Genomic DNA, 21,952 nt, shown 5'->3' with positions numbered 1-21,952 from the left:
GCTGTCGAAGGCTGCGATCTTTTGATGTTAAGGCTTAAGCCTCAAGCCCAAGAATGTCTCGGGCCACTGCTTCGGCAATGCGAATCCCGTCGACGCCCGCCGACAGAATCCCGCCCGCATAACCCGCGCCTTCACCGGCCGGGAACAAGCCCTTCACGTTCAGGCTCTGCATCGACTCGTTACGGGTAATGCGCAGTGGCGAAGAGGTGCGCGTCTCGATCCCGGTCAACACGGCGTCGTGCAGCGAGTAGCCACGAATCTGCTTCTCGAATGCCGGCAAGGCTTCGCGAATCGCTTCGATGGCGAACGCCGGCAGGGCCAGGGCCAAGTCACCCAAGGCAACGCCCGGTTTGTAGGACGGCTCGACGCTGCCCAATTCGGTGGACGGCTTGCCGGCAATGAAGTCGCCGACCAGCTGCGCCGGTGCTTCGTAGTTGCTGCCGCCCAGCACAAAGGCGTGGGATTCCAGGCGTTCCTGCAACTCGATGCCGGCCAGTGGGCCGCCCGGATAATCGACTTCCGGGGTGATGCCGACGACGATCCCGGAGTTGGCGTTGCGCTCGTTACGCGAGTATTGGCTCATGCCATTGGTAACCACGCGATTCGGCTCGGAGGTCGCCGCCACTACAGTGCCGCCCGGGCACATGCAGAAGCTGTAGACCGATCGACCGTTTTTGGCGTGGTGCACCAGTTTGTAGTCGGCAGCGCCGAGTTTCGGGTGGCCAGCATATTTGCCCAGGCGCGCGCGGTCGATCAGCGACTGCGGGTGCTCGATGCGGAAACCCACCGAGAACGGCTTGGCTTCCATGTATACGCCACGGCCGTGCAGCATGCGGAAGGTGTCCCGGGCGCTGTGGCCGAGGGCCAGAATCACGTGTTTCGAATGGATCTGTTCACCGCCATGGAGTTCGACGCCCACCAGTTGGCCGTCGTCGATCAGCACATCGGTCACCCGTTGCTGGAAGCGCACTTCGCCGCCCAGGGCGCGAATCTGCTCACGCATGTTTTCCACCACACCGGTCAGACGGAACGTCCCGATGTGCGGCTTGCTGACATAGAGGATTTCTTCTGGCGCGCCGGCCTTGACGAACTCGTGCAGCACCTTGCGACCGAGGAATTTCGGGTCTTTGATCTGGCTGTAGAGTTTGCCGTCGGAGAACGTTCCCGCGCCGCCTTCACCGAATTGCACGTTGGATTCGGGGTTGAGCACACTTTTACGCCACAGGCCCCAGGTGTCTTTGGTGCGCTGGCGCACTTCGGTACCGCGTTCGAGGATGATCGGCTTGAAGCCCATCTGCGCCAGCACCAGGCCGGCGAAGATCCCGCACGGGCCGAACCCGACCACGATCGGACGCTGGCTCAGGTCGGCCGGTGCCTGGCCGACCACTTTGTAGCTGACATCCGGCGCCACGTTGACGTTACGGTCATCGGCGAACGTGCGCAGCACCGCCGCCTCATCGCGAACGTTGAGGTCGATGGTGTAGATGAAACACAGTTCGGAGGACTTTTTGCGCGCATCGTAGCTGCGCTTGAACAAGGTGAAGTCGAGCAGGTCATCACTGGCGATGCCCAGGCGCTGCACGATGGCAGGGCGCAGGTCTTCTTCGGGATGGTCGATCGGCAACTTGAGTTCGGTGATTCGTAACATGGCGGGATCCGGTTCGCGGGGCGCACAACTGCGCCAAGGCGTTTGAAGCCCGCGATTATAAGCCTCAAAGGATGATTCCCGTGAGGCTAAAACGATCAGTCGTCACGCGATCCGCCGAAATACCCGCAGCCGCGTTGCACCTGGCCGTCGATACGCAACTCGGCGCTCATGTGCTGCACGCTGCCGGTGCTGCTGTCGACGCAACGTTGCGGCGCGACCCAGAGCTCGATGCGCTGATTATTGGCTTCGGTGCTGAGGTTGAAGCGGCCATCGCCCAGTTGCTCTTCAACGTACGGCAGGGCCAGGGGCGGCTGACCAGCGCGGTCGATGATCATGCCCTTGCCACTGACCTTGACGTTCCACTCCGGGCCGTGGCCGGCGGCGCGCAGGATCAGCTGCTTGAAATTGGGATCGTCGCACGCCGTGCCCGAGCGCTCGACGCGGTACAGCTGCGTAAGGTCGAGTTGGCTGTCAGCACCACTGGTAACGATCCGGCCGCGCACATCGGCGAACAGCTTGCCCTGATCATCGGCCAGGGTCGCGGCCTCTTGCAGGATGCTGGTGCCACCGATGTCATTGACCACGAAACTGCGCTGCTCATTACACGGCTGGAACAGCAGCTTGCCGTCGGCCGCCGTCAATTGGCCCTGCATGCGGGTCTGGCCCACATGGGAAGCACTTTGCCGTGGGCCATCGAGCAGTTGGCAAGCGGCGAACAACGGAAGCAGGGCAACAAGTACCAGGGATCGGGCAACACGCATCTTTGAGTCTCCAGACAAGTGTCGCCACGTTACTCAGCCTGACCGTTCATCACAACCCTGCGATGCCCTCGCTTTTCCGAAATCAAGATCAAAAGATCGCAGCCTGCGGCAGCTCCTACTGGGTGTACGCCGAGCCTTTTGTAGGAGCTGGCGAAGCCTGCGATCTTTTGATTCTGGTGGTTTAGCCGACGCGATAGGTCTGGCCGGTCTGCAGGCCTTCCACGCTTTTGGCGTAGGCCAATGCCACGTCGGCGGCGGGAACCGGTTTGAAACCACGGAAGTACGGCGCATAGCTGCCCATGGCTTCGACCAGCACGTTCGGGCTGACCGAGTTGATGCGCAGACCGCGTGGCAGTTCGATCGCCGCCGCACGAACAAAGGCGTCGAGGGCACCGTTGACCAGCGACGCGGAGCTGCCGGTACGAATCGGATCGTGACTGAGGATGCCGGTGGTGAAGGTGAATGACGCACCGTCATTGGCGAATTCCCGGCCGATCAGCAGCAGGTTGACCTGGCCCATCAGCTTGTCGCGCAAGCCGAGTTCGAAGTCTTGTTCGGTCATGGTGGCCAGCGGCACGAAGTTGACACTGCCGGCAGCGCAGATCAGCGCATCGAAGTTGCCGGTCTGTTCGAACAGTTTGCGGATCGAGGCGCTGTCACTGATGTCGACCTGGAAATCACCGCTTTTACGGCCGATACGAATGATTTTGTGGCGCTGGGACAGTTCATGGTCAATGGCCGAACCGACGGTGCCAGAGGCGCCAATCAACAGAATTTTCATCGTGCTGTTCCTTAAATGGGTTGGATTTAAAGTTAAGTCTAGTGTGGTTTTTTTTATAAATAAGCGTGCTAATGGGCAACCTTTGGTTTTCAAATGGAAACAATCCATGAGTGAAATGGACGATCTGGCAGCGTTCGCGGTATTGATCGAGGCGGGCAGTTTCACCTTGGCCGCCCAGCAACTGGGTTGCAGCAAGGGGCAACTCTCCAAGCGCATCAGCCTGCTGGAAACGCGCTTTGGCGTGGTATTGCTGCAACGCACCACTCGCCGCTTGAGCCTGACGGCGGCGGGTGCGGCGTTGTTACCGCAAGCCCAGGCACTGGTGGTGCAAGTGGAGCGTGCGCGTCAGGCGTTGGCGCGGCTGAAAGACGACATGGCCGGCCCTGTGCGGATGACGGTGCCGGTTTCACTGGGGGAAACGTTCTTTGACGGCGCACTGCTGGAATTTTCCCGGCAGTACCCCGAGGTGCAGATCGAGCTGGAGCTCAACAACCACTACCGCGACTTGTCCCGGGACGGGTTTGACTTGGCGATCCGCTCGGAAGTGGCCAACGACGAACGCCTGGTCGCCCGACCGCTGTTGGCCTGGCACGAAATGACCTGTGCCAGCCCCGCGTATCTTGAGCGATTCGGTGAGCCGCTGACGCCTCAGGCACTGGCCGAACACCGCTGCCTGCTCAACAGCCATTACAGCGGTCGCGAAGAATGGCTCTACCACCAACAGCACGAATTAACGCGGGTGCGAGTGTCGGGTCCGTTCGCCAGCAACCATTACAACCTCTTGAAGAAAGCTGCACTGACCGGTGCGGGCATTGCGCGTTTGCCGTCCTATCTGTTGCAAGAGGAATTGGCTGATGGACGTTTACGCTGGCTCCTGCGTGATTATCAAACCCGCAGCATGCCGATGTATCTGGTGCATCCGTATCAGGGCGGGCTGCCGAAGCGTACCCAAGTGCTGGCGGACTATTTGATCGGTTGGTTCAAACGCAGTGGTGAGGCGTTGGATCGGTTGTAGGGTTAACCGTGATTGGTGCAATTGGCTTGGCTGACGGTGATCGATGTATTTGGATCGGCTGATGGTAATCGGCGTAGGAGCTGCCGAAGGCTGCGATCTTTTGATCTTGCTCTTTTCGGAGCCGCTGAAAATCAAGATCAAAAGATCGCAGCCTTCGGCAGCTCCTACAAGGGGATCTCTATCCAGCGTTTAGTGGGCGTAACGCCGGGCAATCAGGTGATCGATCGACAACTTGCCAGGTCCAGTCGCCATCAAGTACAGCAACACCGCCGCCCAGGTGCCGTGGGTCGGATACGCATCCGGGTACACGAACAGCTGAATGGTCAGGGTCATGCCCAGCAGCGCCAGGGCCGAAAAGCGCGTGGCGAAGCCGATCAGGATCAGCACCGGAAAGAAATGCTCGGCGAAGGCCGCCAGGTGCGCCGCCAGTTCCGGGGAGAGCAACGGCAGGTGATATTCGCTCTGGAATAACGGGATGGTCGAGTCCGCCAGCCTTGGCACGCCGAGTTCAAAGGTGCCGTCGATCAAGTCGATGGCCAGGCCTTCCACCTTGGTTTGCCCGGACTTCCAGAACACCGCGGCAATGGAAAAACGCGCGATAAAGGCGATCAGGCTGTGGGGGATTTTTTCCAGCAGCACGATGGCGCGGGCGATGGGGTTGTGCTGAATGTTCATAGCGATACCTGGTTGTGGTGTAAATGAGTGATGGCGTTGTGGCTGATCAGCAGTGCCAGGGTTTGGCTGAGATCGAAGGCAGACGCGCTTTCCAACGCTTGGCTCAAGGGCTGGCCGAGTCGCAGGTTCTGAATGAAGGTGCTGGCGCCGTGGTCGATGGCGAAGACCTCAACCTCCAGTTCATTGCGCAACACCTGCGCGTTTTGCCCGTGGCCGAGGTCGATTCCGGCCAGCGTCGCGTCCTGTTGATGCGCTGCCCAGATCGAGACCACGGCGAAGGCTGAAGTCAGCAGATTGAGGGAGGGGTGAAGCCCAAGCGTCAGCTCGCTCAGTGCCTGTGGGTTCGACAGCACGGCGGCGATTTGCTCATGGCCCAAAGGCTGCGCATCAGCGGCGTGATAGGCCTGAACGCGCAAGCGCTCCAGCCGCGCCACATCGGCCAGATAAGGCACGCTGGCTGCCGGTTCAAAACTGTCGATGAACTCGGCGAAGTCCTTGCCGTAGTCGTTGAGGAGTGGGCTCTGCGGTGGGCAACTCTGCACATACAGCCGTGCCATCGCCCGGAAAAACTCATCACCGACCAGCTGCACAACCACCGGATAACTGTCGGCCAAGGCGTCGATCAGCGAGCTCTGCACATTGTTGCGATACACCGCGAAACGGCTGGCCGGATCGGCACCGTTGGCGCTGCACAAACCCTCGGGGCAGGACCGTTGCGGATCGAGCAGGGCGGCGGTAAAAGCGGCTTGAATGCTCATTGCCGGCTCCCGGCGCGGTGCAACAACTCATCGGCATGCCGGGCTTCGGCGTGCAGCACGTTGAAGGCCGGTAACCGGTTGTCGCGTTCGATCAACGTGGCGATCGGGCCGACCCGCTCCAGCACCCGCGAGTACAGCGCCCACACCGCGTTATCGACGGGCGCGCCGTGATCGTCGATCAGCAGTCGGTCACCAAGGCTGTCGGTGTCTTCGGCAAACCCCGCCAGATGAATCTCTGCCACCGCGTGCAGCGGCAGGGCGTCGATGTAGACCAGCGGATCTTTTTGGTGATTGATGCAGGAAACGTAAACGTTGTTGACGTCCAGCAGCAGGCCGCAGCCGGTGCGGTGAATGACTTCACCGATGAAGTCGGCTTCATCGATTGTCGAGTGCTGGAACGCCAGGTATGTCGCCGGGTTTTCCAGCAGCATCGGGCGTTTGAGGGTGTTCTGTACCTGATCGATGTGCTCGCAGACGCGGTTCAGCGTCGGCGCATCGTAGGCCAGGGGCAGCAGGTCATTGAGAAACACCGGGCCATGGCTGGACCAGGCCAGGTGTTCGGAAAAGGAGTGGGGTTGATAGCGCTCGATCAGCGCGGCCAGCCTTTGCAGGTGCCGACCATCCAGCGGACCTTCGGCACCGATGGACAGGCCAACACCGTGCAGCGACAGCGGATACTGCTCGCGGATCAATCCCAGAAAATGATGAAACGGGCCGCCGGCCACCATGTAGTTTTCGGCGTGGACTTCGAAGAAACCGATGTCCGGTTGTGCACCGAGCACTTCACGAAAGTGCTCGGTCTTGAGCCCCAGCCCGGAGCGGGGCGGGAGCCCGGAGAATGAATGGTTCATGGTCGACACTCAGGCTGGGGGACTGATTACGACTTGGCTTTGTAGGCTTCCATCTGGCCGAAACCGGTTGGCGAGGTCTTGCTCATTGTGGTGGCGCAGGTGCCCTTGGGGACGAGCTTCCAGGCGTTGGCCTGGTAGTCGGTTTTGGCGGTGCCAGCGCAAGTGGTGCCAGCACCAGCGGCGCAATCGTTATGACCTTTCATGGCCACGCCGAAGCATTTTTCCATGTTGGCGTCAGCGGCATGGGCCGTGGAGACAACGGCGATGCTCAGGGCAGAACCAAGGGCCAGAACCAGGGCGGTGGCGGACAGGGTGCGGGTGGTAGCAGTCATGATGTTTCTCCGAAATTGAGCTTGGGTTGGCAAGCGTTTGTGCTTGCTTACCGCTCTAGAGAAACGACAGGGCGAGGTGTTACAGCTGACTGCAGATTTTTTTCAAAAATCCTCAAAACACCATCAATCCCCTGTGGGAGGGCGCGCGATAGCGTCATGACATTTAGCATTGATGCTGACTGACAACGGATTCGTGCTATCGCGCCGATAAGACAGTCATGCAATGCTGATTTTATTAACGCTAGTGATCTGGCCGTTCCAGATCATCTCGTAGTGGGCTGTTTGAATGACTGATGAGACTGGTCTGGGAGTCATCAGCGCCCAGCAGTAGTTGCCATGCATACGCACGGAGTTGTATCGCAGGCCAAGGCCCCCTGCATCCTTGACTGCCTTACCCAAGCGATGTGAGTGCGTGTAGTCGACGGGATCGTAGATAGGATCGTGCATCGGAATGGATACGGCATCCCTCATTGCTTCGTCAACGAAAGTGCAGGATAACCCCCGGAAAACAAACCTCTCGTAATTGAGACTCTGGACATTCGACCAATACTGGTTTTGGTGATGCTGTACCTCAGCCAGAGCAGTTTCCATCGAGGCAGCCAAGTACAACACGCCGAAACTGCCATCGCTGAAACGCGAGCCAGTTGGGTTGACGTGGGTGAAAGGGGCTGTCGCATAAGAGCATCCAGGGATGCCAAAGGGAATTTCCGCACGCGGTATCAGCTCAAGCCGACCTACCTCATTTTGCAGCCTCGGATTTGTGAGGGCCTGTATCTGATACAGAACATCAAATTCGTTCGCGTCCGCCACGTCGTCAAACAACGCAATGGGCGGAAACTTTGAATTGATCAATCGGTAGGCCTGCAACTGCTCACCGGCCAATACTGGCAACTGGCTCACCATTACCATTGTGCGCCTCGCAGCACGTCGATCCGCCGAAACGTCTCGTACAAGGAAATCATATCCCCCTGGGACATGATTTCGAGCGGGGTACGCCCGTTGAAGAACTCGTTTTCGTTCGCCATCGTCGGAAAACCATAGACGTTCTCAGGGTTATCAAAGACAAGACGCAGAGCGGCATGGATGTTGAGAATAAAACTGATGCGCTGCATCTGGTCTGAATCCAGGTTTACGGACCAATCGGGATCGCGCTGTTTTGCCCGTGAGTACGTACTGCGGGAAATGCGCAGGATACGACAGGCCTGATCGCCCGATGCCTGCCACTTTTCGAGTATGCCTACAGCTGCTCGCAAACCAGTCACGCACTGGTCTTTGGTGAATCCTTGTGCCTGGGAGGTTGCTGTCATGGTGATCACTTCTTGTTTGTCTGTAGATACAAATATATTCAAGATGACTCTATAGATCAATGGCGTTTATGAGGCGGGGCTCCTCCGACAGGGCTTCTTCTTTATCATTCAGGTTGTGCTAAAGATACACAGCCCCCCGTAGAAGCAGCCTTCGGTGAGGTTTGTGCCAGGCACAAAAAACGGCCCGAAGGCCGTTTTTTGTTTACCGCAAAGGCTTAACCGCCGAGGTACGCTTCGCGCACTTTCGGGTCGGTCAACAGCGCTTCACCGGTCCCGCTCATCACCACCCGGCCGTTTTCCAGCACGTAGGCACGGTCAGCGATTTTCAGGGCCTGGTTGGCGTTCTGCTCCACCAGGAACACTGTCACACCGTCCTTGCGCAGCTGTTCGATGATGTCGAAGATCTGCTGGATGATGATCGGTGCCAGGCCCAGCGATGGCTCGTCGAGCAGCAACAGCTTGGGCTTGCTCATCAGCGCGCGGCCGATGGCGAGCATTTGCTGTTCGCCGCCGGACATGGTGCCGCCGCGTTGGGCAAAGCGTTCTTTCAGGCGTGGGAAAAGTCCCAGAACCTTGTCCATCTGTTCCTGATAGTCGCCCTTGTCGGTGAAGAACCCGCCCATGGCGAGGTTTTCTTCGACGGTCAGACGGGCAAACACCCGACGGCCTTCCGGAACCACGGCGATGCTTTTACGCATGATGTGCGACGAGTCCTGGCCGACGAGCTCTTCGCCCATGTAGCGGATGCTGCCGCTGTGGGCTTGCGGCGAACCGCAGAGGGTCATCAGCAGGGTCGACTTGCCGGCACCGTTGGCGCCGATCAGGGTCACGATCTCGCCCTGGCGGACTTCGACGTTGACGCTGTGCAGCGCCTGGATCTTGCCGTAGAAGGTGGAAACGTTTTCGAACTGCAGCATTTACGCTTCCCCCAGGTAGGCTTTGATCACTTCAGGATTGTCGCGGATCTGCTCAGGCGTGCCGTTGGCCAACGGTGTGCCCTGGTTGATCACGAAGATATGGTCGGAAATGCTCATGACCAGTTTCATGTCGTGTTCGATCAACAGCACCGTCACATTATGCTCTTCACGCAGAGTGCCGATCAGCGCCTTGAGGTCGTCGGTTTCCCGCGGGTTGAGGCCAGCGGCCGGTTCGTCGAGCATGAGGATGCTTGGACGGGTCATCATGCAGCGGGCGATTTCCAGGCGGCGCTGCTGACCATAAGCCAGGGTGCCGGCCGGACGGTTGGCGAACTCCTTGAGGTTGACCTTTTCCAGCCAGAACTCGGCGTATTCCATGGCCTCGCGTTCGCTGCGGCGAAACGCCGGGGTCTTGAACAGACCGGCCAGGAAGTTGGTGTTCAGGTGGCGGTGCTGGGCGATCAGCAGGTTTTCCACGGCGGTCATGTCTTTGAACAGCCGCACGTTCTGGAAAGTCCGCACCACGCCTTTGCCGGCGATCTTGTGGCCGGGCAGGCCTTCGATCGCTTCACCATTGAGCTGGATAGTGCCAGCGGTGGGTTTGTAGAACCCGGTCAGGCAGTTGAATACAGTGGTCTTGCCGGCGCCGTTGGGGCCGATCATCGATACCACTTGTTTCTCTTTGACGCTCAAGGCTACGCCATTGACCGCCAACAGGCCGCCGAAGCGCATGCTCAGGCCATCTACTTTCAGGATCTCTCTGCTCATTTACGCAGCTCCATGTGAGGGCGTTGCATGGGCAGCAGACCTTGAGGACGCCAGATCATCATCAGCACCATCAAGGCGCCGAACATCAACATGCGGTATTCGCTGAAGTCACGCATCAGTTCGGGCAACAGGATCATCACGACAGCCGCGAGAACCACGCCCAACTGCGAGCCCATGCCGCCCAACACCACGATGGCGAGGATGGTGGCCGACTCGATGAAGGTGAACGACTCCGGTGTGACCAGCCCTTGACGCGCGGCGAAGAAGCTACCGGCGAAACCGGCGAAGCAGGCACCCAGGGTGAAGGCCGACAGCTTGATCACGGTCGGGTTCAGGCCCAGGGCACGGCAGGCGATTTCGTCTTCGCGCAAGGCTTCCCAGGCACGGCCGATCGGCATGCGCAGCAGGCGGTTGATCACGAACAGCGCGAACAGTGCCAGCAACAGCGCCACCAGGTAGAGGAAAACCACCTTGCTGACCGGGTTGTACGTCAGGCCGAAGAACTCGTGGAAGGTCTGCATGCCTTCGGCGGCCGTTCTTTCGAAGGTCAGGCCGAACAGCGACGGTTTGGGAATGTTGCTGATGCCGTTCGGTCCACCGGTGAGGCCCGTCAGGTTGCGCAGGAACAGACGGATGATCTCACCGAAGCCCAGGGTCACGATCGCCAGATAGTCTCCGCGCAAACGCAGCACCGGGAAACCGAGCAGGAAGCCGAAAGTGGCCGCCATCAGCCCGGCAATCGGCAGGCAGATCCAGAAGCTCAGGCCGTAGTAGTGCGACAGCAGCGCATAGCTGTAGGCGCCCACGGCGTAGAAACCGACGTAACCGAGGTCGAGCAGACCCGCCAGACCGACCACGATGTTCAGGCCCAGGCCGAGCAGCACGTAGATCAGGATCAGCGTGGCGATGTCCACCGCACCGCGTGAACCGAAGAACGGCCACACCAGTGCCGCGACGATCAACGCCATGATGATCCAGCGCTGGGTGGTCGGCAGGGTCAGGAAGTGGCTCGCGCTGGCCGGGATCAGTTTGCCCTTGGGCACGGAGCTCATGGCCGCCGAGTATTCGCGGTCGAACAGCACACGCAGGAACATCAGCACCGAGCAGGTGGCGATGATGATCAGCGTGGAGGTGCTGGCGCCTTCCACTTCGAGGTTGATCCCGGCGATGGACAGTTTCAGGCCGAGTACCGGATAGGCCACGGCCCATACCAGCAGGGCGCTGAACAGCGCCTGTTTAAGATTCCTAGTCATACTTTCTCAACCTCCGGACGACCCAGCAGGCCGGTTGGCCGGAATAACAGCACCAGGACCAGAAGGCCGAAAGCCACCACGTCCTTGTACTGGTCACCGAATATATCGGCGCCGAATGCTTCGGCTACCCCCAGCACCAGACCACCGAGCATGGCGCCCGGAATGCTGCCGATGCCACCCAGTACCGCCGCGGTAAAGGCTTTGAGGCCTACCAGGAATCCGGCGTTAGGGTTGATCACGCCGTACTGCATGCTCAGCAGTACTGCCGCCACGGCCGCCAGGGCGGCACCGATGACGAAGGTCAGGGCGATGATGTTGTTGGTGTTGATGCCCAGCAGGTTGGCCATCTTGATGTCTTCGGCACAGGCCCGACAGGCGCGTCCCAGACGTGAACGCGAGATGAACTGGGTGAGACAGAGCATCACCACCAGGGTCACCACGAACACCAGGATCTGCATGTAGGAGATCAGCACTTCCTCTGCGCCGCCTGGACCGAAGCTGAAGCTGCCCGGAATCAGGTTGGGGATCGATTTGTCCTTGGAGTCCTGCGAGAGCAGTACGGAGTTCTGCAGGAATATCGACATGCCGATGGCCGAGATCAGCGGGATCAGACGGTTACTGCCCCGCAGAGGGCGGTAGGCGATCCGTTCGATACTGTAGCCGTAGGCACTGGTCACTACGATGGTCGCCAGGAAAGCGGCGGTCATCAACAACGGCAGAGAATGGATACCCAGCATGGCCAGTCCGGCAAGGACAATGAAGGCCACGTAGGAACCGATCATGTAGACCTCGCCATGGGCGAAGTTAATCATTCCAATAATGCCGTAAACCATTGTGTAGCCAATGGCTATAAGGGCATAGGTGCTGCCAATGGTCATCCCATTAACCAGCTGTTGGAAGAAGTGATAGATCTCAGGCATTACAGCGCTCCTAAAAACCTGATACGCATTTCACTGGTGGAGTCATGTTCCGGCCCGGGCTGTGTGGTCTGTGGCCACCTTCGCACGAGCGTTTGCCAGCGAACCGCTGGTGACGGTTTTAAGATTTTCAGGTAAGCCAACTCCCGGATCGCGGGACTCTGACTCATTAATCTCGTAAAACAAAGCCCACTGCTTGCGCAGTGGGCTTTATTAATCATGGAGCTAGCTTACTGAGGGGAAACTTCGGTTTTTGGTTTGCCGAAGTGCCACTCATAGACCACGAATTTGAAGTCTTTCAGGTCGCCCTTGCTGTCGAACGACAGATCACCGGTCGGGGTCTTGAAGGTGCCTTTGTGAATGGCTTCAGCCACCTTGGCGGTGTCTTCGCTCTTGGCAGCCTTGATACCTTCGGCAATCACTTCGACAGCCGAGTAGGCCGGGAACACGAACGGACCGCTTGGGTCCTGCTTCTTGTCGGCAAAGGCTTGTACCAGTGCTTTGTTGGCCGGGTCCTGGTCGAAGGATTTCGGCAGGGTGACCAACAGGCCTTCGGAAGCATTCTGGGCAATTTGCGAGATGGAGTCGTTGCCGACGCCTTCAGGCCCCATGAACTTGGCTTTCAGACCTTTTTCCTGGGACTGGCGCAGGATCAGGCCCAGCTCCGGGTGGTAGCCGCCGTAGTAGACGAAGTCGACGTTGGCTTGCTTGAGCTTCTGGATGATCGAGGAGAAGTCCTTGTCACCGGCGTTCAGGCCTTCGAACACGGCAACCTTGACGCCTTTCTTCTCAAGGGTCTGTTTCACGGCGGTGGCGATGCCTTCACCGTATTGCTGTTTGTCGTGCAGCACAGCAACGATCTTCGGTTTCACGTGATCGGCGATGTAGTTGCCGGCGGCAGGGCCCTGGGCGCTGTCCAGGCCGATGGTACGGAACACCAGCTTGTAACCACGGGTGGTGATGTCCGGGTTGGTGGCGGCCGGGGTGATCATGATCACGCCTTCGTCTTCGTAGATGTCCGAAGCTGGCTGGGTGGAGCTGGAGCACAGGTGGCCGACAACGAATTTCACACCATCGTTGACCACTTTGTTGGCGACGGCCACGGCTTGTTTAGGGTCGCACGCGTCGTCGTATTCCTTGGCTTCGAGCATCTTGCCGTCGACGCCGCCTTTGGCGTTGATCTGCTCGATGGCCATCTTGGCGCCGATGAACTGCATGTCGCCGTATTGAGTGACCGGGCCGGTTTTAGGGCCGGCGATGCCGATCTTGATGGTGTCGGCGGCGAACGAATGGCTGGCAACCCCGGCCAGAACCATAGCGGCAAACAGTTTGGAAATCTGCTTAGTAGCCTTAGTCATAGTGCTCCACTCTTGCTGTTGTAGTTTTTATAGTCCTGGCGCCGTAGCAGCAGAACCGGGTCAGATATCGTCGATATCCTCCGGAAAATGCCCCCGGCAACTGTACCGGTACAGTGTAGAGCGCCGATTGTTAGCCTGGGAAGCTGGCGCCAGGGGGCAAACCCTGAGGGTGTCGCTTTGTTGAAAGAAAAAGACAGAATCGCGGCAGGATGTTAGCTGGCTAATACTTGAAGCGACAGCATTCCCTGGCTTTCCCGGGTTTTTCAATCGGTGACGCAATTGCATCCGGGTTTTTCTGGCGCAATACCGACGTTATCATTCACATCGATTTCTTTTGCGGACAGCAACCCATGACTCAAGAACCTAGCACCCTCTATGCCAAGCTGCTTGGTGAAACCGCATCTATTACCTGGAAAGAGTTGGAGCCGTTCTTTGCCAAGGGTGCCCTATTGTGGGTCGATCCTGGTCTGGATTTGATCGCGGTGGCGGAGGCCGTAGCGACGGATGAAGGCGAGAAAGTCGCTGCCTGGCTGGCCGCCGACAAGGTCGCCAAGCTGTCTGAAACGCGGGCGCTGGATATTTTCGAGCGTGATCCGGAGCTGTGGGCCGTGGTTGTTTCGCCGTGGATTATGATCCAGGAAAGGGCGACGGCTTGAATGCTCGCACCGATATGGTGCTTGGTTTTGTCGGGCAAAAGTGTGTAGCCGAGTAGCGTGATGGCACGTTGCCGTGGAGAAAGGCCACAGAAAGGCCGGTATAACGGTGACGTAAACGTAACGGGAACAGTTTATTGAGCAGCCGATGGGCTGCTCAATTGTTTCTGGGTGTTGGAAAAAAAAGATCAAAAAATCAGATCAAAAGATCGCAGCCTGCGGCAGCTCCTACAGAGGAATTGCGTACACTCCGTAGGAGCTGCCGAAGGCTGCGATCTTTAAAGGCTCGACCTCAATAAGCCGTCTTGCCCGTATGGTTATTCAGCGAAATAACCTTGGTCTTGCCAATCCGGTGACGGTAGATCTCGCGTAGGTACTTGATCGCCTTCTTCACGCAATCGCGCGACAAACGAATGTCATTGATCGAGACGAACTTGTCCTTGTCGTTGATCAGCTCGCGGTACTTCTTCTCGTACATCGGTTTGATCGCGTACCAGTTGGTGTCGAGGATCTTCGCCGGGTTTTCGAATTCGTTGAGCAGGTCGTCGATCCGGTCTTCGTCGAAGTCTTCATGGATGATGAAGTCCAGGATCGAGTTATCCAGCGTTTCGTCGAAGCGATACGGATTTTTTGCGAAGCAACGCTTGATGAACGCCACGATCAGCGTCAGGAAGTCGTCCGACAGGCACGGGCTCTTGGCGATCAGGGTGGTCAGCGACAGGTTGGCCGAGGCGCCGATCACCAGTGCATAACGCTTGAGCGTGGTGTTGGGGAACAGGCTGTTGAGGTGGGTCTTCAACCGGTTCAGGTCCATGTAGGACAGCTTGTAGTCTTTCGGCAGGGAGACGATCGATACCACCGACGAGCAATTCTTGAAGAAGTGCAGGTCGTGCAGAGCGGCCGCGTCATAGCCCGAATTCTTGTACTGCTCGAGCGAGGCGCGGTAGCGCTTGGACTCGATTGGCAACAGGCTGATGCCTTCGATTGCCTGGGTGACTTTGTTGAAGTGCGGCAGGTCGATGGAGCGGAAGAACAGGTCGTCGATGTTCAGGCGCTGCGGCTCTTTGTCGAACACCTTGAACTTGTCGCTGCTTGGCGGCGGCGTTTCCGGCACCACGGACTCGGCGTAGGCAATGGCCACCGGGCCGGCCAGGCTCATGAACAGGTCGTTGGCGTCCAGGCGAATGGTTTCGCCGATGTCGATGCCGGCACGACGGAAATAGTTCTGGTCGTAGTCGGTGGTCACCGCCTGCGCTGTCAGAATGTTGAAGATCTGCTGTGAGATGTACTGGTTGGCGTGCTTTTCCATCGCGTTGACGTCGATGTTCTGGATGTTGCCGTCATCGCTTTCTTCGGCATAACGCATGATGTCGTTGGAGATCAGCATCATCGCGTTCCATGGGCGGATACGGCCCATGACGCTGGCTTCGCTGCTGTCTTCGTTGGCGAAGTTGTATGAGAAGTCCCATTCTTCCGACAGGTATTTGCACAGCAGGCGACCGGCGTTGATGTGCAGCGCTTCGGACATTTCACTGCGGTGATCGGAAATGTTCGGCAGTACGCAGATACCGCTGGTGAAGATCGGCTCGAAGACGAAGGAATGGCCGCTCTTGCCGTCGTGTTCGTCCATCGGCTTGGTGTCGAACGTCTTGTTCATGTACGAGTGCTGCTGGGCCAGGCCGAATTCCGAGGCCATGCCCGAACCGGTACCGCCACCGGCACTGAAGATCGAGAAGTACAGGCGCGACTGGTTGGCCTTGATCCCGCAGCTGTCGATCAGGTACGAGTGAATCATCTTCCAGTCGGGGCTGGAGAAGCGCTGGGTGTCCTTGTTCAGGATGATCTTGGCCAGGTACTGGCCGAGGATCGGCGCGTTACCGGCGCCACCAGCGTGGACTTCCGACAAGTCCATGATTTTCATTTTGCTGTAGTCGCGCAAAAAGCCGCTTTTTTCGCCCTTGCGCGAGAAACGGATGCGACCGGCGATGTCCTTGTCCAGGTCGCCGAGCATCACCAGCGGTTCCACCAGGAACACCGGTTTGGTGGCCTTGTTCGGCCCCAGGCGCAGGTTGTTGCGAATCCACTGCGCCGGGCTGTAGCCCTTTTCGGCGTAGCGTTTATCCGGCGACAGACGGTCTTCGTTGTTGAATTCGTTGAGGTAGAACTTGCGGGCGTTGTACACCAGCTCCGCCACGTCCAGCGCGATGTTCGAACCGCAGCGGCCCAGGCCGATCAGGCACACCGAGGGGAATTCCTGGTCGTTGTGCTGTTCGTTGTCGCCTTCCAGATGGGGCGGGCGCGGGAACACCAGGTCGCGCAGGCCGTCGAGGTTGTCGAGGATGCGGTCGGTATTGGTTTCGGTGAAGTACAGGTATTGCTGAGTCGACAGCGGACGCGACGGGGGCAATGGCTTCGACGATGAGGGGCTGTTCGCCGCGGGGCTCAGGGTCAGGTCGGATACCGCGGTGGCCGGATTGTTTTTAGAAGTCATTGTGCGCCATATACCTGGACTGGTCGGCTCGGCGACAAGTGTCATCGAGTCATCACGGAATGGGATCTCGCGTCTTTTTTTAGCGCGAATGTGGCCCAAGCGTCAGGGCCTTGGCCTGAACATCGCTCGGGGGAATCCTTTCCTTAACCATGATGAATCGGCCAATATTCGATGATCTTTAATCAAAGGGAGGCTAAATGATGGCAACGTTGCCTGCGCTGGGGTTCGCCGGAATCGGCCTGATGGGTTTGCCGATGTGCCGACGCCTGTTGGCGGCTGGTTATCCACTGACGGTGTGGAACCGCAACCCGGCCAAGTGTGCAGCGCTGGTCGAGGCTGGTGCGCGGCAAGTGGCGACACCGGCCGAGCTGTGTCAGCACGCCGACGTGGTGATGTTGTGCCTGGCCGATACCGCGGTGGTTCGTGAGGTGGTGTTTGGCGCGGCTGGCGTTGCCGAGGGGGCGAAAAGCGGCCAGTTGCTGGTGGATTTTTCCAGCCTGGAGCCCACCGCAACGCGGGAAATGGCCACAGCACTGGCCAATAAAACCGGGATGGGTTGGCTCGATGCGCCAGTGTCCGGCGGGGTGGTCGGCGCCGAGGCCGGCAGCCTGGCGATCATGGTCGGTGGCGAGGCGGCAGACCTTGCGCGCGTGCGGCCGGTGTTGCTGACCCTTGGCCAGCGCGTGACCCACATGGGTGCGGTCGGCGCGGGGCAGGTGACCAAGGCCTGCAATCAGATGATCGTCGCCTGCAATGCCTTGGTCATTGCTGAAGTGGTGGCCCTGGCCGAGCGCTCCGGGGTCGATGCCAGCCTGATTGCCGAGGCGCTGGCCGGTGGTTTCGCTGATTCAAAACCGTTGCAGATTCTCGCGCCGCAAATGGCCGAAAGTCGTTTCGAACCCGTGAAATGGCACGTACGCACGCTGCTTAAGGATCTCGATACCGCCGTGAAGTTTTCCCGCGAACGGGGTTCGGCCACGCCGATCAGCGGATTGGCCGCACAACTGATGCGCCTCCATGGGGGGCAGGGGTTCCTGGAAAAGGATCCCTCGACGTTAGTGCAGTTGTACCGTGAGCCAGACTCAACGGATTGACGGCATGCGTGTGCTGGTTGATTTCGGCCAGCACCGGCCGCAACTCGGCCAGCGGCACCGGATGGCTAAGCAGGTAGCCCTGGACGAAATCGCAGCCGTGGCGTTGGAGAAAGTCGTATTGCTCGAGGGTCTCGACACCTTCGGTGACGACCTGCAAATGCAGGGTATGGGCCATGACGATAATGGCCTGGACGATTTCCATGTCCTGGGTGGCCATGGGAATGTCCTGAATGAACGAGCGGTCGATCTTCAGCGTGTTTAATGGCAGGCGCCTGAGGTAGGCCAGGGATGAATAGCCGGTGCCGAAGTCGTCGATCGACAACGAAACACCAAGGGCGCGAATCTGCCGCAGCAACACCAGGGTGTTGGAAATATTGCCCATCAATGCATTCTCGGTCACCTCCAGCTCCAGTCGCTGGGGCGTCACCCCGTAGATGCGCAGGGCGTGTTCGATTTCATCGGCCAGTTCTTCTCGCGCCAGGTTCAGGGGCGAGCAATTCACTGCGATCTTGAGGTCTTCGCAATCGTGGCGGGACAGTTCGCCCAGGTCTGCACAGGCTTTGCGCAATACCCAATTGTCCAGTTCGGCGATCAGGCCGTTGGCCTCGGCGATGGCGATGAACCTGTCCGGCGTCAACAATCCGTGAACCGGGTGTTGCCAGCGGACCAGCGCTTCAAGTTTGCTGACTCGGCCGATTCTCAGGTCATAGATCGGCTGGTAATACAGCATCAACCCGGAGTCTTCGCGCAGGGCGTGACGCAGTTCTTCTTCGAGTTGCAACTCCAGGGTGGCGCGGGCTTTCAGGTTTGAACTGAAAAAGTGCAACCCGTTACGACCGCTGCCCTTGGACTGATACAGCGCCAGGTCAGCGTTCTTCAGCAGTTCTTCGCAGGTTTTGCCGTCTTCCGGAAACAGGCTGATGCCGATGCTGGTGGTCATGACCATGCGCCGTCCGGACAACTCGATGGGGTCCTTCATTTTCAGCATGATGCGCTGGGCCATGTGCCGCGCTTCTTCACGGTCGTACAAGTTGATGAGGAGGCAGAATTCGTCGCCTCCGAAACGCGCCACCACGTCTTCGTGGCTGCGCACCGAAGCCTTGATATGGCTGGCGAGGACTTTGAGCAATTCGTCGCCGGCGTCATGGCCAAGGCTGTCGTTGATCCGCTTGAAGTGATCGATGTCGAGGAATATCACCGCGAGCATGCCGCCTTCGTTGGTTTTTTCGATGAGTTTTTCGGCGAAGAGCTGGTTGAAGCCCCGGCGGTTGAGCAGGTTGGTCAAGGGGTCGTAATGCGCCACCTGTTGCAGCGACATGCGTGCCTGATCCAGTTGACCGAGCAGGGCGTTGACCCGCTGCAGGTCGGACTCCTTGTGTTGCAGCTTCTTGTCCGCCAGTGCGGCACTGATGCTGCTGCCGATGATCAACAGCGCCATCACTGCCACTGTCAGCCCCAGTTGCAGGTGATTGTTGTCGCCGGGCAGCGGTTGAAGGCTGTCATCGGGCAGCACCAGGTTGAGCGATGCCATGCCGGTGAAATGCATGCTGACGATGCCGGCCCCGAGCACCAGGCTGGCGGTGTATTTGAACAGTAGATGATACGCACCGGTGTCATCGCGCAAGTGACTGGAAATCAACAGGGCAGCCAGACTGGCACCGATGGCGATCACCACGGAGAGCACGAACAGGGCGGGTTGGTAATAGACCAGCGCATTCGATCGCAGTGCGGCCATGCCCACATAGTGCATGGTCGCGATGCCCAGGCCGATCCACACCGCGGCCCGCAGGTATTGCCAGAAATTCAGTTGGGGATGGCTCAGGGTGTACATGGCCAGCCACGAGGCGGTCAGGGCGAACAACAGCGAGATCAGGGTGGTGGGCAGGTGGTAATGGATTTCGATCGGCACCTGGAACGCCAGCATGCTGATGAAGTGCATGGACCAGATACCGCCCGCCAGACACCCGGCGCCGACCCAGCGCCAGAGTCGTTGAGAGGCGGACTTTTCCACATGACCCACCCGCTCGGTCATGTCCAGCGTGGCGAAACCGGCCGTGCAGGCGACCAGATAGGCCAGCAACACCAGAAACGGGTTATGGGTGCAATTGAGTATGACCTGCCCGCTTTCCGGCAGCCCGGTCATGAAATGCAAACCAAGCCACTCCATAGCATGTCCCGTCTGTGAGTCATCTTGGCCTGCGTCATGCGCGCTGGCGAATGCTGGCAGTATAGAGGGCTTACACGGAGCGCAAGGGATGATAGCGCAATGATGTCAAATATTTTTCGAATGGCTTGATTGCGGTCGTTGCCAAGCCTTAGGCGATCTGCTCAAAAGGCGTTTCGAATTCAGGTTGCAGGGCGGGTAGCCCGAACGCGGCCCGTGCCGCATCGCAATCCACGTTCGCCTCGCCATTGGCCCAAGAGGCGTCGAACTCCCGACAAGTGCTGGAACGCTGATCGTAAATCGAGCACTGCACGGTGCTGCCCACTTCACCCACCAGACCGACACAGCGAACAGGTTTGCAGTCTGTGCCCAGCATGGCCACCCGGCTGGGGCTGATGGATGCGACCAGTTCGTCAGGCACCGTGCCCCCGGCCGAGGTGCATTCACCCCAGAAAAAAGATACGCGGAAATGAGAACAGCAGGCACCGCAATTCAGACACGGACTGGCTTCGGACATGGGCAATGATCAAAGGAGGAATGGGAACGGGGTGGGCAGACAAGGCCGCTATTCTAGGCTTCGCCATGCCGTTGGGAAGGGGGGCGCAGAGGTATTTTTCCAGCCTGCGACTGATGGTGAAAAAACTGGCTTCCTGACAGCACTGATCCCACAGGTTATGCGTGGCGCCATGGGCTGATATCAGCCTTGCGAATAATGACAGACAGCCCTGACGGGCCTGACTAGATTGGAGGTTCCGGGGACAGTGACGGCCCCAACAACAATAAAAAGAGACGGACCCATGCAGAACTCGACCCAAGCGGCGAATGCCTGGCGCATTCTGTTCCTGTTGTTCCTGGCCAACCTGTTCAACTTCTTCGATCGCACCATTCCGGCGATCATCATCGAGCCGATCCGCATGGAATGGCACCTCAGCGACTTTCAGCTGGGGATCATCGGGACTGCATTCACCATCGTCTACGCCATTGCCGGCCTGCCTCTGGGGCGATTGGCCGATACTGGCTCGCGCAGCAAACTGATGGGCTGGGGCCTGGCGGCATGGAGCGGGCTGACCGCGGTCAACGGGTTGGTGGGCAGTTTCTGGAGTTTCCTGATCGTGCGGATGGGCATCGGCATCGGTGAAGCCAGTTACGCGCCGGCTGCCAACTCGCTGATCGGCGACTTGTTCCCGGCGCATCGTCGGGCGCGGGCCATGGGCATTTTCATGCTCGGCTTGCCGCTGGGCCTGTTGCTGGCGTTCTTCACCATTGGTGCGATGGTGAAGGCGTTCGACAGCTGGCGTGCGCCGTTCTTTATCGCGGCGGTGCCGGGGTTGATCCTGGCGGTCTTCATGTTCTTCATCAAAGAGCCGAAACGTGGCGCGGCGGAAAGCGTGCAGGTTTCACAGGAGCGCGTGGACCGGCCGATCCGTCGAGTGCTGGCGGTGCCGACTTTTCTGTGGCTGGTGATGGCGGGGCTTTGTTTCAACTTCGCCACCTATGCCTGCAACTCGTTTCTGGTGCCGATGCTGCAGCGTTATTTTCTGATGTCGTTACAGGACGCGGCGGTGGCGACCGGGCTGATCGTCGGAGTGACCGGGTTGTTCGGCCTGACATTAGGCGGATGGATTGCCGACAAGATTCACCAGCGGGTGGCCAACGGGCGACTGCTGTTCGCCGCGTTCAGCCTGATCATTTCGACGTTGTGCACGGCTTGGGCGCTGCATGCCGGGCGGATCGAGATCGGGGTATTTGTCGCGGTGTTCAGCCTGGGGTGGTTGTTCGCCTACAACTTCTACACCTGCGTGTACACGGCGATCCAGGACGTGGTCGAACCACGCCTGCGGGCGACGGCGATGGCGTTGTTCTTTGCCGGGTTGTATCTGTTGGGCGGTGGTTTGGGGCCGGTGGTGGTGGGCGGTCTGTCCGATCACTTCGCCCATACCGCGATGCTCTCGGCGGGTGCCGAGCAGATGACCGAGGCGTTCAAGGCAGTTGGCTTGCATGACGCGATGTACCTGATCCCGGTGGCGCTGTTTTTCACCATGGTGTTTCTGTTTTTGGCGTCGCGGTGTTTTGTCAGGGATGCCAAGCGGATGAAGGAAGGGTTGGTGGCGGTGGTTGAACCCGGGATTGCAGCGGCGCCCGCGGTTTAAGATCAAAAGATCGTCCGATCGCGGCCCGAGCCTTCGGCAGCTCCTACAAGGGCATCGTG

21 protein-coding genes are annotated in these 21,952 nt (G+C 58.9%); 4 read left to right on the top strand and 17 right to left on the bottom strand.

What is annotated here, in order from left to right; all coding sequences use genetic code 11:
* Positions 1-34: 34 nt before the first annotated feature.
* From ACEN9A_RS23350 to ACEN9A_RS23340, 3 genes are all read right to left on the bottom strand, one after another.
* Complete coding sequence (locus ACEN9A_RS23350; RefSeq protein WP_018926906.1) at positions 35-1,648, bottom strand: NAD(P)/FAD-dependent oxidoreductase; 1,614 nt, start codon at positions 1,646-1,648, stop codon at positions 35-37.
* Between the two features lie 95 nt (positions 1,649-1,743).
* Positions 1,744-2,409 carry a COG3650 family protein gene (locus tag ACEN9A_RS23345; protein WP_258670975.1) on the bottom strand — a complete coding sequence of 222 codons (666 nt, stop codon included), beginning with the start codon at positions 2,407-2,409 and terminating at the stop codon, positions 1,744-1,746.
* Between the two features lie 181 nt (positions 2,410-2,590).
* Complete coding sequence (locus ACEN9A_RS23340) at positions 2,591-3,190, bottom strand: short chain dehydrogenase (RefSeq protein WP_258670973.1); 600 nt, start codon at positions 3,188-3,190, stop codon at positions 2,591-2,593.
* Between the two features lie 106 nt (positions 3,191-3,296).
* Here ACEN9A_RS23340 and ACEN9A_RS23335 point away from each other — a divergent pair, with 106 nt between their 5' ends.
* Positions 3,297-4,205 carry a LysR family transcriptional regulator gene (locus tag ACEN9A_RS23335; RefSeq protein ID WP_019647889.1) on the top strand — a complete coding sequence of 303 codons (909 nt, stop codon included), beginning with the start codon at positions 3,297-3,299 and terminating at the stop codon, positions 4,203-4,205.
* 189 nt (positions 4,206-4,394) lie between these two features.
* Here ACEN9A_RS23335 and ACEN9A_RS23330 read toward each other — a convergent pair whose 3' ends face one another.
* The 11 genes from ACEN9A_RS23330 to ACEN9A_RS23280 form a co-directional block, all read right to left on the bottom strand.
* Positions 4,395-4,880 (bottom strand): DoxX family protein, encoded by a 486-nt coding sequence (locus tag ACEN9A_RS23330; RefSeq protein WP_258670969.1) that lies wholly within the window; start codon positions 4,878-4,880, stop codon positions 4,395-4,397.
* Complete coding sequence (locus tag ACEN9A_RS23325) at positions 4,877-5,638, bottom strand: HvfC/BufC N-terminal domain-containing protein (RefSeq protein WP_413388301.1); 762 nt, start codon at positions 5,636-5,638, stop codon at positions 4,877-4,879. The genes ACEN9A_RS23330 and ACEN9A_RS23325 overlap by 4 nt, the downstream gene beginning before the upstream one ends.
* A complete protein-coding gene (bufB, locus tag ACEN9A_RS23320; RefSeq protein WP_258670965.1) occupies positions 5,635-6,489 on the bottom strand; it encodes an MNIO family bufferin maturase in 855 nt (284 codons plus the stop codon). Before bufB ends, ACEN9A_RS23325 begins: the two co-directional genes overlap by 4 nt.
* Before the next feature lie 26 nt (positions 6,490-6,515).
* Complete coding sequence (locus tag ACEN9A_RS23315) at positions 6,516-6,821, bottom strand: BufA1 family periplasmic bufferin-type metallophore (protein ID WP_258670963.1); 306 nt, start codon at positions 6,819-6,821, stop codon at positions 6,516-6,518.
* 216 nt (positions 6,822-7,037) lie between these two features.
* On the bottom strand, positions 7,038-7,730 hold the full coding sequence (locus ACEN9A_RS23310) for an RES family NAD+ phosphorylase (protein WP_026345678.1): 693 nt from the start codon (positions 7,728-7,730) through the stop codon (positions 7,038-7,040).
* Positions 7,724-8,128 carry an antitoxin Xre-like helix-turn-helix domain-containing protein gene (locus ACEN9A_RS23305; RefSeq protein WP_019647893.1) on the bottom strand — a complete coding sequence of 135 codons (405 nt, stop codon included), beginning with the start codon at positions 8,126-8,128 and terminating at the stop codon, positions 7,724-7,726. Before ACEN9A_RS23305 ends, ACEN9A_RS23310 begins: the two co-directional genes overlap by 7 nt.
* A 215-nt stretch (positions 8,129-8,343) precedes the next feature.
* Entirely contained in the window at positions 8,344-9,045 is a 702-nt protein-coding gene (locus tag ACEN9A_RS23300; protein ID WP_007935860.1) for an ABC transporter ATP-binding protein, read from the bottom strand.
* Positions 9,046-9,813, bottom strand: coding sequence for a high-affinity branched-chain amino acid ABC transporter ATP-binding protein LivG (gene livG / locus ACEN9A_RS23295; RefSeq protein ID WP_018926895.1), 768 nt, complete (start codon positions 9,811-9,813; stop codon positions 9,046-9,048).
* Positions 9,810-11,066 (bottom strand): high-affinity branched-chain amino acid ABC transporter permease LivM, encoded by a 1,257-nt coding sequence (locus ACEN9A_RS23290; RefSeq protein WP_019647894.1) that lies wholly within the window; start codon positions 11,064-11,066, stop codon positions 9,810-9,812. Before ACEN9A_RS23290 ends, livG begins: the two co-directional genes overlap by 4 nt.
* The gene (livH, locus tag ACEN9A_RS23285; protein ID WP_007935857.1) at positions 11,063-11,986 is read right to left on the bottom strand and encodes a high-affinity branched-chain amino acid ABC transporter permease LivH; all 924 of its coding nucleotides are present in this window, start codon (positions 11,984-11,986) and stop codon (positions 11,063-11,065) included. Before livH ends, ACEN9A_RS23290 begins: the two co-directional genes overlap by 4 nt.
* A 227-nt stretch (positions 11,987-12,213) precedes the next feature.
* On the bottom strand, positions 12,214-13,341 hold the full coding sequence (locus ACEN9A_RS23280; RefSeq protein ID WP_019580926.1) for a branched-chain amino acid ABC transporter substrate-binding protein: 1,128 nt from the start codon (positions 13,339-13,341) through the stop codon (positions 12,214-12,216).
* Between the two features lie 350 nt (positions 13,342-13,691).
* Between ACEN9A_RS23280 and ACEN9A_RS23275 the strand changes: the two genes are divergently transcribed.
* Entirely contained in the window at positions 13,692-13,997 is a 306-nt protein-coding gene (locus ACEN9A_RS23275) for a DUF2288 domain-containing protein (protein WP_309475245.1), read from the top strand.
* Positions 13,998-14,286: 289 nt separating this feature from the next.
* Here ACEN9A_RS23275 and ACEN9A_RS23270 read toward each other — a convergent pair whose 3' ends face one another.
* Entirely contained in the window at positions 14,287-16,485 is a 2,199-nt protein-coding gene (locus tag ACEN9A_RS23270; protein WP_019647896.1) for a hypothetical protein, read from the bottom strand.
* Between the two features lie 197 nt (positions 16,486-16,682).
* Here ACEN9A_RS23270 and ACEN9A_RS23265 point away from each other — a divergent pair, with 197 nt between their 5' ends.
* Positions 16,683-17,579 carry an NAD(P)-dependent oxidoreductase gene (locus ACEN9A_RS23265; protein WP_258670955.1) on the top strand — a complete coding sequence of 299 codons (897 nt, stop codon included), beginning with the start codon at positions 16,683-16,685 and terminating at the stop codon, positions 17,577-17,579.
* On the opposite strand, the gene ACEN9A_RS23260 is transcribed toward ACEN9A_RS23265, so the two are convergent.
* Positions 17,470-19,746, bottom strand: coding sequence for a putative bifunctional diguanylate cyclase/phosphodiesterase (locus ACEN9A_RS23260; protein ID WP_258670952.1), 2,277 nt, complete (start codon positions 19,744-19,746; stop codon positions 17,470-17,472). The genes ACEN9A_RS23265 and ACEN9A_RS23260 overlap by 110 nt on opposite strands.
* Before the next feature lie 148 nt (positions 19,747-19,894).
* Positions 19,895-20,260 (bottom strand): YkgJ family cysteine cluster protein, encoded by a 366-nt coding sequence (locus tag ACEN9A_RS23255; RefSeq protein ID WP_007935843.1) that lies wholly within the window; start codon positions 20,258-20,260, stop codon positions 19,895-19,897.
* Positions 20,261-20,522: 262 nt separating this feature from the next.
* Between ACEN9A_RS23255 and ACEN9A_RS23250 the strand changes: the two genes are divergently transcribed.
* Entirely contained in the window at positions 20,523-21,893 is a 1,371-nt protein-coding gene (locus ACEN9A_RS23250) for a spinster family MFS transporter (protein ID WP_258674212.1), read from the top strand.
* Positions 21,894-21,952 lie beyond the last annotated feature (59 nt).

The sequence above is a fragment of the Pseudomonas sp. Pseusp18 genome (assembly GCF_059506005.1).
Note: the sequence above shows the minus strand (reverse complement) of the source record. Positions and strands in the feature narration are given on the sequence as shown.